The sequence below is a fragment of the Cellulomonas sp. URHB0016 genome, from assembly GCF_054057935.1.
The window spans coordinates 2,414,519-2,426,090 of sequence record NZ_JBSRZU010000001.1; the positions used below are offsets into that span (position 1 = coordinate 2,414,519).

At 71.3% G+C, this 11,572-nt stretch carries 8 protein-coding genes; 5 read left to right on the plus strand and 3 right to left on the minus strand.

What is annotated here, in order from left to right:
- Nucleotides 1-52 precede the first annotated feature (52 nt).
- The 5 genes from ACVW07_RS11185 (at nucleotide 53) to ACVW07_RS11205 (ending at nucleotide 6,170) form a co-directional block, all read left to right on the plus strand.
- The gene (locus ACVW07_RS11185; protein ID WP_456819322.1) at nucleotides 53-2,131 is read left to right on the plus strand and encodes a hypothetical protein; all 2,079 of its coding nucleotides are present in this window, start codon (nucleotides 53-55) and stop codon (nucleotides 2,129-2,131) included.
- Between the two features lie 116 nt (nucleotides 2,132-2,247).
- Nucleotides 2,248-3,252 carry a thioredoxin-disulfide reductase gene (gene trxB / locus ACVW07_RS11190; protein WP_456819323.1) on the plus strand — a complete coding sequence of 335 codons (1,005 nt, stop codon included), beginning with the start codon at nucleotides 2,248-2,250 and terminating at the stop codon, nucleotides 3,250-3,252.
- On the plus strand, nucleotides 3,249-3,581 hold the full coding sequence (gene trxA / locus ACVW07_RS11195; RefSeq protein ID WP_456819324.1) for a thioredoxin: 333 nt from the start codon (nucleotides 3,249-3,251) through the stop codon (nucleotides 3,579-3,581). Before trxB ends, trxA begins: the two co-directional genes overlap by 4 nt.
- A gap of 72 nt (nucleotides 3,582-3,653) precedes the next feature.
- A complete protein-coding gene (locus ACVW07_RS11200; RefSeq protein WP_456819325.1) occupies nucleotides 3,654-5,003 on the plus strand; it encodes an aminotransferase-like domain-containing protein in 1,350 nt (449 codons plus the stop codon).
- A gap of 216 nt (nucleotides 5,004-5,219) precedes the next feature.
- Nucleotides 5,220-6,170, plus strand: coding sequence for a D-alanine--D-alanine ligase family protein (locus ACVW07_RS11205; RefSeq protein ID WP_456819326.1), 951 nt, complete (start codon nucleotides 5,220-5,222; stop codon nucleotides 6,168-6,170).
- A gap of 317 nt (nucleotides 6,171-6,487) precedes the next feature.
- On the opposite strand, the gene ACVW07_RS11210 is transcribed toward ACVW07_RS11205, so the two are convergent.
- The 3 genes from ACVW07_RS11210 to rsmG all read right to left on the minus strand — a co-directional run bounded on the left by ACVW07_RS11210 (nucleotide 6,488) and on the right by rsmG (nucleotide 11,029).
- Nucleotides 6,488-7,780, minus strand: a complete 1,293-nt coding sequence (locus tag ACVW07_RS11210) for a ParB/RepB/Spo0J family partition protein (protein WP_456819327.1) — start codon at nucleotides 7,778-7,780, stop codon at nucleotides 6,488-6,490.
- Nucleotides 7,777-8,997 (minus strand): ParA family protein, encoded by a 1,221-nt coding sequence (locus ACVW07_RS11215; protein WP_456819328.1) that lies wholly within the window; start codon nucleotides 8,995-8,997, stop codon nucleotides 7,777-7,779. The genes ACVW07_RS11210 and ACVW07_RS11215 overlap by 4 nt, the downstream gene beginning before the upstream one ends.
- Nucleotides 8,998-10,270: 1,273 nt before the next feature.
- Nucleotides 10,271-11,029: a 16S rRNA (guanine(527)-N(7))-methyltransferase RsmG gene (rsmG, locus tag ACVW07_RS11220; protein WP_456819329.1), complete on the minus strand. Its 759-nt coding sequence runs from the start codon at nucleotides 11,027-11,029 to the stop codon at nucleotides 10,271-10,273.
- Nucleotides 11,030-11,572 lie beyond the last annotated feature (543 nt).

Here is an 11,572-nt window from a genome sequence, read left to right on the forward strand (position 1 = left end):
GATCGGACACGGGACGGGGTACGGTCGCACGCCGTTCCTCTTCACGAGGGACGTGAGTCGCAACGAGTCGAGCCGGGAGGTGCGGGTGAACGAGGCCGTCGGACGAGGGACCGTGCTCGCAGGCCGGTACCGGGTCGTGCAACCCCTCACGTCGGACCTGGTGGGCGCGAGCGCCTGGCAGGCCACCGACCAGATCCTCGACCGGCCGGTGCTGGTCCGCGTCCTCGAGTCGGGGGCGGTCGCTCCCGCGCTCGACGCCGCCCGCCGGGCCGCGCTCGTCACCGACCCCCGGTTGCTCCGGGTGCTCGACGTGGGCACCCACGACGGCGTCGGCTACGTGGTGACGGAGCAGGTCACGGGCACGTCGCTCGCCGATCTGGTCGCTCGCGGGCCGCTGCGGCCCGACGACGCCCGCGCGATCGTCGGAGAGGCCGCGTCGGCCCTCGAGGTGGCCCGGCGCCGCGGCGTTCACCACCTCGCGCTGCGGCCGTCGGCGCTGTACGTCAGCGCGGACGGGCGGGTGCTCGTGAGCGGGCTCGCCCTCGACGCCGCCCTGCGCGGCGAGCCGACCGGCGACGCGCGCAGCACCACCCGCGCCGACACCGTGGGCCTCGTCCGTCTGCTGTACACGGCGCTCACCGGCCAGTGGCCGGCGGACCCGCGCCAGCCGTGGCCCACCGCCGGCGGACCGGTGCAGGCCCCCGTCCGCGACGGCTCCCCCGTCCCACCGGCCGACCTGGTGCCCAGCGTTCCCGCGGACCTCGACACCCTGTGCGCCGTGACGCTCGGTCCGTACGACGACGGGCCCCACAGCCCCGGCGAGCTGGTGCGCGAGCTCGAGCCGTGGGGCGACCTCCAGCCCGACGACGCCGACGGTCCGCCCACGCTCCTCGCGGCGCCTGTCATCGACGAGCCGGCGCGCGAGCCGATCGACCACGACTCGCAGGAGACCGCGCCCGTACGCGTGCAGCGCCAGTCCGCCAGGGCGACCTTCGACGAGCTCCAGGCACCCGGGGCGAACCGGCCCGGCACCCCGCCGCCCGCGGCACCCACCCGGCAGAGCGCGTTCGGGCCGGCGGGCGCGGCGGCGGGCGCGGCGGCTGCCGCGTACGCGACCGGAGGTCCGGGTGCGCCTGGCGCTCCCGGTGCGTTCGGGAACGCTGCACCGACGACCCCGCTGCCTCCGGCCGGCGCCACCACGCCGATGCCGCCGGTGGCGCCCTCCCCGTACGGCGCCGCACCACCGGCCGGGTACGGCCAGGCTCCCGCGGCGTTCGGGCAGGCGCCGGCCGGTGGGGGCCAGGTCGCCCCGAACCCGTACGGTCCGGTCCCACCCGGGGCGCCGCCCAGCCTCCACCAGTCAGCCCCGGCCGCGTTCGGGCCGCCCAACGGCTACCCCGGCTACGCCGCACAGGAGCCCGTCGACGAACCCCTCGACTTCGAGGGGTTCGCGGTCGAGGACGTCCCGGCGCCGGCGACCCGCCGACGCTTCGACCCGACCGCGCTCGTGCTCGGCATCGTCGGCGTGGTCGTCATCATCGGCGTGATCATCGCGTTCAAGTCCCTCTTCTCGTCGCTGGACCCCAAGGTGCCCAGCACCGCGGACGCCGCGAGCGCACCTCAGCCGTCGGCGTCCGCCCCCGCCGAGACCGCGCCGCCGCCGGCCGAACCCTCACCGCCGGCCCCCGCGCCGGTCGCCGGCGTCGTCCCGACCATCGCGACGGCCATCACCATCGACCCGTCGGACGACGACGGCGAGCACGAGGAGGACGTCGCCAAGGCCTACGACGGCGACCCGTCGACGTTCTGGTACACCCAGACGTACAAGCGCGACGACTTCGCCGGCCTCAAGGAGGGGGTCGGCTACGCCATCACGCTCGCCGCGCCGGCGACGGTGAAGACCGTGACGTTGCACTCCAACAGCAGCGGCGGTCAGGTGGAGGTGCGCGCCACGGACGCCACGGCGCCCACCAACGGGCCGGTGCTCGCGTCCGGTGCGTTCGGTGCGGAGACCGTGCTCACGCTGGACCCGGCCGCCGACACCCAGTCGCTCGTCCTGTGGATCACCCAGCTCCCCACGGCGACCGACGGCGGCTTCCGGCTCGAGCTGACGGAGATCACGCTGTCCTGACGGACGTGTCCGGCCGTGTGTGGCCGTCCCGGGCGCGGAACAGATCGGGCCTAGGATCGGTTGTTGCCACAGCCGATGCCGGACCCCGTCCGGCCCCCGCCACCGCAAGGACTCACGTGAGCGACCAGACCAGCACCGTGCGCGACCTGATCATCGTCGGGTCCGGTCCCGCCGGTTACACCGCTGCCATCTACGCCGCCCGGGCGGGGCTGGCACCGCTGGTGGTCGCCGGCTCGGTGACGGCCGGCGGTGCGCTGATGAACACCACGGAGGTCGAGAACTTCCCCGGCTTCCCGGACGGCATCCAGGGCCCCGAGCTCATGGACAACCTGCAGAAGCAGGCCGAGAAGTTCGGTGCCGTGGTGCTGTGGGACGACGCGGTGTCGCTGTCGCTGGACGGTCCGGTGAAGTCGGTCGTCACGGGCGGCGGGGACACGTTCCAGGCGCGGGCGGTCATCCTGTCGACCGGCTCCGCCTACCGCGAGCTCGGCCTGGACGACGAGAAGCGGCTCTCGGGGCGTGGCGTCTCGTGGTGCGCGACCTGCGACGGGTTCTTCTTCCGCGACCAGGAGATCCTCGTGGTCGGCGGCGGCGACTCCGCCGTCGAGGAGGCCACGTTCCTGACCCGCTTCGGCAAGCGCGTCACGCTCGTGCACCGCCGCGACCAGCTGCGCGCGTCGAAGATCATGGCCGACCGCGCCCTGAACGACCCGAAGATCGAGATGGCGTGGAACTCCGAGGTCGTCGCGATCCACGGTGACGCCAAGGTCACCGGCGTGACGCTGCGCGACACGGTCACCGGCGAGACGCGCGAGCACCCCGCGACCGGCGTGTTCGTCGCGATCGGCCACGTGCCGCGCACCGAGCTCGTCCTCGGCCAGGTCACGCTCGACGAGGACGGCTACATCGAGGTCGTCGGGCGGACCGCGAAGACGAACCTCACCGGCGTGTTCGCGTGCGGCGACGTCGTCGACCACACCTACCGGCAGGCCATCACCGCCGCCGGGTCCGGGTGTGCCGCGGCGCTCGACGCCCAGCACTTCCTGGCGTCCTTGGGCGACACCGTCGCGGACGTCGTCGACCCTGTTCCCCCCACCGAGGCCTTGGAGGTCACCCGATGAGCACCCTGACCGCCGTCACCGACGCCACCTTCCAGGCCGAGGTCCTCGACTCGCCCATCCCGGTGGTCGTGGACTTCTGGGCGCCGTGGTGCGGGCCGTGCCGCATGGTCGCGCCGGTGCTCGAGGAGCTCGCGGGGGTCTATGAGGGCAAGGTCAAGATCGTCAAGCTCAACTCCGACGAGAACCCGCAGGTCACGGCCGACTACGGCGTCGTCTCGATCCCGACGCTGAACTTCTACGTGGGCGGCGAGCTCGTGAAGACCGTCATCGGCGCCCGGCCCAAGACGTTCTACGCCCAGGAGCTCGACGAGGTCCTCGCCTCCGTCTGAGGCACTCCGCGCACACGCCCGTCCCGCAGAATGGTGCCTCTTCCCGCGGGACGGGCGTGCGACACTGCTGGGATGACCGATCAGCCTGGGCCCGAGCGCGAGACGGCGGGCCATCTCCCCACGTCCTCCGCCGCCGCCCACGGCACCCGGCTCGACCCGTGGCTCGGCTCCTACGCCGACCGCACGCACGGCATGCGCGCCTCCGAGATCCGCGCGCTGTTCGCCGTCGCCAACCGGCCCGAGGTCGTGTCCCTCGCCGGCGGCATGCCGTACCTCGACGGGCTCCCGCTCGACGTCCTGGGCGAGATCGCGGAGCGCGTCGTCGCCACCCGCGGCCTGCAGGCGCTGCAGTACGGCTCCGGTCAGGGTGACGAGGTGCTCCGGGAGCAGATCCTCGAGGTCATGCGGCTGGAGGGCATCGACGCCCACCCCGACGACGTCGTCGTCACCACGGGCTCCCAGCAGGCGCTCGACCTGGTCACGCGCATCTTCATCAACCCGGGCGACGTCGTCGTCGCCGAGGCGCCCTCGTACGTCGGCGCCCTCGGGGTGTTCCGGGCCTACCAGGCAGACGTGGTGCACGTGCCGATCGACGCTCACGGGCTCATCCCCGAGGCGCTCGAGACGACGCTCGCCGCGCTCGCCGCCGCCGGCCGGCCCGTGAAGTTCCTCTACACCGTGCCGAACTTCCACAATCCCGCCGGGGTGTCGCTGTCCGTGGAACGCCGGCCCCGCGTGCTGGAGATCGCCCGCCGCTACGGCGTGCTCGTCCTGGAGGACAACCCGTACGGTCTGCTCGGGTTCGACGGCGAACCTCGTCCGGCCATGCGCTCGTGGGACTCCGACGGCGTCCTGTACCTGGGGTCGTTCTCGAAGACCTTCGCGCCCGGCTACCGCGTCGGGTGGGTGGTCGCGCCGCACGCCGTCCGCGAGAAGCTCGTGCTCGCCTCCGAGTCGGCGATCCTCTGCCCGTCCAACGCGTCGCAGATCGCCATCTCCACGTACCTGGCCACGTGCGACTGGCGCGGCCAGATCAAGAGCTACCGCGAGATGTACCGCGAGCGTCGGGACGCGATGATCGGCGCGCTCGCCGAGCACCTGCCCGAGGCGTCGTGGAACGTGCCCGACGGCGGGTTCTACACGTGGGTCCGCCTCCCCGACGGGCTCGACGCGAAGGACATGCTGCCGCGCGCCGTCACCGCCAGGGTCGCGTACGTGCCCGGGACCGCCTTCTACTACGACGGCTCCGGCGCGGACCACATGCGGCTGTCGTTCTGCTACCCGACTCCCGAGCGCATCCGTGAGGGTGTGCGCCGGCTCGCCGGTGTCGTCGCCGGGGAACGGGAGCTCGTCGAGCTGTTCGGCACCAGCTCGTCCGTCCCTGGGGACGTCGTCCAGGCCCCCGGGCCCGACGTCGCCTGACGTGCGCGAGGTCGCTGCCGCCGTGTGGGCATCAGGTCTGCTTCCCGTCATACCCGGCCGTACCTGCTCGTCCACCATCCCGCGGTCCGGGACGTGATCCCGGTGGCTCCGACGTCCAGGGCGTGGTCCACGCGGCGTCGACGTGGCAGCGGTCGGAAGTTCTTGCTCGTCCCATGACTCGTCCACTCTCTCGTCGACACCGGAGCGATCCTCACCGTGACCACCTCGTCCTCGGCCCGCGTCGTGATCCTCGCCGGAGGTCTGTCCCACGAGCGTGACGTGTCCCTCCGGTCCGGGCGGCGCGTCGCGGAGGCGCTCCGCGGGGTGGGGGTGGATGTCACCGTGCACGACGTGGACGCCGATCTGGTGCCTGCCCTCACCCAGCTGCGACCCGACCTCGTCTGGCCGGTGCTCCACGGCGCGAGCGGTGAGGACGGATCCGTCCGCGACGTCGTGCAGCTGCTCGGGCTACGACTTCTCGGCACCGGCCCTCGCGCCAGCCGGGTCGCGTGGAGCAAGCCGATCGCGAAGACGGTCGCCGCGCGCGCCGGCCTGACGACTCCGGACTTCGTGACGCTCCCCCAGTCGCTCTTCCGGGAGCTCGGAGCCAACCGTGTGCTCGACGCGATCGTCGACCGCCTCGGGCTCCCCCTCGTCGTGAAGCCGTCGCGTGGCGGGTCGGCGCTCGGCGTCAACCTCGTCACGCAGGCGGACGCGCTCCCCCGTGCGATGGTCGACTGCTTCTCGTACAGCGACACGGCTCTCGTCGAACGGGCCGCCATCGGCACCGAGGTGGCGGTCAGCGTCGTCGACACCGGGAACGGACCCGTGGCACTGCCCGCGGTCGAGATCGTCACGGACGGCCCGTACGACTACGACGCCCGGTACAACCCCGGACGGGTGGAGTACTTCGCGCCCGCGCGGCTCTCCGACGAGGTGACCGCTGCGGTGCAGGCCGTGGCCGTCGCCGCGCACCGAGCGCTCGGGCTCGAGCGCATCTCCCGGACCGACCTGATCGTCGGTGACGACGGCACGGTCTGGTTCCTGGAGGTCAACGTCGCCCCGGGGATGACTGAGACGTCACTGCTTCCACAAGCCGCCGAGGCCGCCGGACACAACCTTGGAGACTTGTATCGGTCGTTGGTGATGGCCTCGCTCCGCGCCTGAGAGTCAGCTGGTCACCGGGTCTGCCCTGTGGTGGCCCAACGCTTCACCGATCCTCGAAACGTTCGCGTCCCTTCAGCCTGGCTCCCTCACGACCCTGGACGCCACTCGCCGCACCTCGCCTGCTCGGGCCTCCCCCACGTCACGTGCCGCTCGCACCTCCGGCGCTCCTCGAGATCTCGCACATTCCGGGCCCTGCCCTGCCTACTCGCTCCTTGCGGCACTCGCAGTCCCCGCTGACACCCGCCGGACCGTCCAGCGCGGGCATGCCGAAAGGGAGCACCCGGATCCATTCCAGGCGCTCCCTCTCGGCTCGGTGATCAGCTCTTGAGCAAGCCGGGATCCTCAGGCGCGAGGCTCTCGAGGATGCGGTTGAGGTCCTGGACCGAAGCGAACTCCACCGTGAGCCGACCGCGTGACTTGCCGAGGCTGACCTTCACCCTGGTCTCGAAACGATCGGACAGCCGTGCCGCGAGACTGTCCAGGGCCTCGTTCCGGTCACCGGCCCGCGGCCGCGTCCGCCGTACGGGCGTGCCGTCGTCGAAGCCCATCGAGACGATCTCTTCGACGGCTCGCACGGACAGCCCCTCGGACACGATGCGCTGAGCCAACCGTTCGATCGCCGCACCGTCGTTGAGGCCGAGGAGGGCCCTCGCGTGGCCGGCGGAGAGCACTCCCGCAGCCACCCGTCGCTGCACGAGCGGCGGAAGCTTGAGCAGCCGCAGCGTGTTGGAGATCTGCGGCCGCGAGCGGTGGATCCGGGTCGCCAGCTGCTCGTGGGTGCAGCCGAAGTCGTCGAGGAGCTGCTGATACGCCGCCGCCTCCTCGAGGGGGTTGAGCTGAGACCGATGGAGGTTCTCGAGGAGCGCATCCCGCAGCAGGTCCGAGTCCTCGGTGTCCCGGATGATGGCCGGGATGGTGTCGAGGCCTGCCGCCTGGGTGGCTCGCCAGCGCCGCTCCCCCATGATGAGCTCGTAGCCGTCGTCAGCCGCCCGCACGACGATCGGCTGCAGGACGCCGATCTCGCGGATGGATCCGACCAGCTCGTCGAGCGCGTCCTCGTCGAAGACGGTTCGGGGCTGGCGCGGGTTCGGACGGATCGAGTCAACCGGCAGCTCAGCGAACCGCGCACCGGGAACAGGCACCAGCCCGTCCACGTCGGGCAGTGACGCGGCCGCGTCATGGTCAAGAGCCGCCGCGCCGTCCTGGGCCGCGGCCGTGCCCTTCTGAGCCGCCGCATCGACCACGTCCGCTGTGCTCGTGCTCGCCGCGTCGTGCGTCGTGGCGTCGTGCGTCGTGGCGGTACCCGCCGTGGCGGTGTTCGCCGTGGATCCGGTCGTACCCGCGGCCGCCGCCTCGTCGGGGCGCGGCGTTCCGTCGACCAGGGCCGTCGCATCCACGTCGCGCTCACCGACGAGCGTGGTCGCGGCCGCACCCTGCGGCACGTCCGGGCGACCTCCGTCGATAGTGGCGGTCGCCGCCTGGGTCTCCTTGCGGGAGTCCGGGAAGAACACGTCGACGGGACGTTCTGCACCGCTCGGGCGCTGACCGTCGAGCCCGGTGGGGATCAACGCCCCGAGACCCCGTCCCAACCCGCGCCGCTTCTCGCTCACTGCTCCTCCTGGGTGGCCGCCATGGCCGGCTCGTTCATACGGATTCCGTCCGGGTGGGGCTCGTCGACCGGGCGCTGCGCGCCGTGCTCACTCGACGTGTGTTGCGGATCCTGCACACTCGCGTCGACGACCGGGTCCGCGCCACGCTCCGCCAGCTCGCGCGCCGCCTCGAGATACGCGAGGGCGCCGGACGATCCCGAGTCGTACGTCATCACCGTCTGCCCGTAGCTCGGCGCCTCGGAGATCCGGACTGAACGCGGCACCGTGGTTTTCAGGGTGCGCTCCGGGAAGTGCGTGCGGACCTCGCCGGCGACCTGTTGCGCGAGGTTCGTCCGCGCGTCGTACATGGTGAGCAGGATCGTCGAGACGTGGAGCTCAGGGTTGAGGTGCGCTTGGATCAACTGGATCGTCTTGAGGAGCTGACTCAGTCCTTCGAGCGCGTAGTACTCGCACTGGATAGGGATGAGCACTTCGCGTCCGACCACGAATGCGTTGACGGTGAGCAGGCCGAGACTGGGCGGACAGTCGACGAACACGTAGTCGATGGGCTCCTGCCCGTTCTGCACCCGCCAGTCGAGGTACGCATCCAGGGCGTTCCTGAGCCGGGTCTCACGCGCCACCATGGACACGAGCTCGATCTCGGCTCCGGAGAGGTCGATCGTCGCCGGGAGGCACCAGAGGTTCTCGACGTCCGGACTCTGCTGGACGGCTTCCGCGATGGGCGCGCCCTCCACGAGAACCTCATAGATCGACGGTGTCCCGGCGCGGTGCTCGACGCCCAGTGCCGTCGATGCGTTCCCCTGCGGGTCGTTGTCCAGCACCAACACGTTGAGACCGGACTGAGCGAGCGCAGCGGCGAGGTTCACGGTGGTCGTGGTCTTCCCGACACCACCCTTCTGGTTCGCCACGGTGATGATGCGCGTGGACTGCGGCTGCGGGAATCGCCGGCCCCGCAGCTCGATCCGGCGCCTTGCGTCCTGCTGCAGCTCCGCCATCAAGGGCGTGTCGTCCGTCACCGCCGGGAGGCTCTCGACCAGAGCAGCGCGACGTCCTTCGTCTGAGTCGAGTCTCGTCGATCGACGCACGCCGGCGCCGCCGTCGGAAGGGAGGGTTGGCGCGAGGTGGCTGGGGTCTGCGGTCGGGGGCGGGGGCCCGTTCTCACCGTCGTTCACGAGATTCTCGTCGTTCCTGTCGGGCGTGTCCTCGGGCGAGCTCACGCCGAGGTTGTCTGAGGCGGCACGTATTGCTGTCCCGGGCGGGGTCTCGCCTGATGCGGCGGCGTCTGAACCGACCGCGGTCACCGAATGAGGGACGCTCGGCGCATCAGTGTGCGGCACGCCTGACGCCGGAGGCGCCACGTGGCTGACCGTGTCGGTCATCGGCACCCCGGAGGTGCTCCCATCTGCCGGACGGCCGGCGAGGCCATTCGGTCCCGTTCCACGTGAAACGTCGGCGCTGCCATCGGTCGGGACGGGAGCCGGCGACGTAGCGCTCGAGTTCAGCGCGGCCTCCACAATTGGCGCTCTATCGTCGCTCAGCCGGGCGAGCGCCGGCCCAGCGGCTGGGCCGGACCCACCGTTGGCACGGTTCTCGTGGTCCGCCCCAGTGTTCGCGCGACCCCGCGTCGTTTCACGTGAAACAGCCACCGACTCATCCACACCGGCAAGAGCCGTCGCGATGCGCACAGGAGTCGCGCCGGCGGGAGACACGGGTGTCGGCGAAGTCGGTTGCGCACTGCCGTGCGGGCTCGGACCCGCGATAGACGTTTCGGCGTCGTGCGCCATCGCCTCGGTCTGCGGAAACTCGGCGCCGGCTCCCCTGGTCCGCGTTCCCGCGGTTGTCCCCTCGCTCGGACCTTCGGCGCCCGCGGGCCTACGTGCAGCTCCACCGTCCTCCACTCCGCTCGCCGGCCCCGCGGCGCCCGAAGTAGCACCATCTGCGGGCCCACGTGCAGCTCCACCGTCGCCTACCGCGCTCGGGAGCCGCGCGGCAGTTCCGCTGGTCAGACCTTCGGCACCCGCGGGCCCCCGTGGGACTCCAGGATCCACAGCCCCGCTCGGCGCTCCGGCGTTGAGCCCTTCGGTCGTCACCCGAGCGTCGGGTGTGCCGCCCTGCACATCGGCGCCGGTCGTTCCTCTGGAGACTTCGGCGCGCGCCACCTCATCTGGAAGGGCAGCGCCTATCGCCTGGTCCGGCGCTCCGGTGCCGGTGCTCGATGCCATCGCCGCCGGCGGACCGGTCATGGGTGCCGACTGTGGCGCTCCTTCGACGGCGACGTTCGCGGCCTGGGCGCCGTTGAACGACGCCGTTTCACGTGAAACACCGTCGGCCTGAAGGGCGCCGGGCCGCGCATCAGTCGGTCCCGAGCCGGGTGTCGACCGTTCCCAGCCCTGTGCCGGAACGTGTTCCGTCGTGGATGTCGGGCTTGAGCCGTTGAGAGGTGGTGGCTCAGGCGTGGTGGAAGGGATGGGATTCGCGCGACGCTTCTTCCTACCGAACACTCGTCACAGCCTCCAGAACGACACGGACAACGCGAGTCTCTTCCACACCCTCGATCGTGTGGGCGGCAATGACCTCAGCCTGCCCGGCCCCGAGCTTTCGCCCGACGTGCCGCGCCGCCTTGACCTCGTCTTCTGCCTTTCCGCCCTTGAGCGCAACGAGCGTGCCGCCCGGACGAAGCAGTGGGAACGCCCATCGATACAGCTTGTCCAGCGAGGCGACCGCGCGGGCCGTCACCACATCGGCGACCAGGTCGCCCTCGACATCCTGTGCGCGGCCCCGTCGGACGGTGACGTTACGTAATCCCAGCTCGTGCGCGACTTCCGTCAACCAGTCCGTTCGCCGTTCCATCGGCTCCAGGAGCACGACCTCAGCTTCAGGGCGCATGGCGGCGACGACGATGCCGGGGAGTCCCGCCCCGCTGCCGAGATCGATGATCCGCCCGGTCGTCGGAAGGAACGGCACGACGGCCGCGGAGTTCAAGATGTGCCGGCTCCATAGACGCGGAACCTCACGCGGTCCAACGAGGCCGCGCAACACCCCGTCACGGACAAGGAGGTCACGGAAGCCCTTCACAACCGGATACGCAGCCCCGAAGTAGGACGCGACGCGCGGATCGCCGTCGAGAGGGTCGGGGTCTGCGATCGGCTCCCTGTCACCCTCTGCCACAGTTGTCCCCTGTCGTTTCACGTGAAACCGGTCGTCGACCGCGCTTTCCTGCAAAGACGTGGCTGCGTGACGATCGCGCACTCTCCCAGGGTTCAATCCACCGGTCGGCGCGACGCCCCACCGTACCGTGCCTCCCCGACTGGCTTGCCCGTCGGCACACAGCGGCGAGACGACGCGCCGACGAAGACCGGGCGCTTCGCACGGCAGGTGCCGCACACGATCGGTTCCCGGCTCGCCGGTGCCGTGTCGGAGCAGCAACGGGATCCGGCGCCGCGCACGGAGGCTCCGGGATGGGAGCGACATGGCGCGCCCGACTTCGGTCGCGCTGCGAGACCTCCTCCACGCGGACGTGGGCGCGGACGCCACCTGCGACGCCGACACCGCCTTCCCAAGAGCTTTCTTCGACGCGGCGGGTGTGGATGCGAACCGACCACCATGGCGGTAGCCGGACGCCTTGTCCTTGCGCCCGACAGGTCGCCGCTGTCTTTCAACTTGCCGAGGCGTTCCGGTTCTTCGCAGTTCTACGCACGCACGACATCAACGCGCGCGTGCGACGTCCCGAGCTTCATGCTGGGCGTCCCATTGCACTCCCCAGCCCGCCTGCCTCGGCGCCTAGAGTCCGGG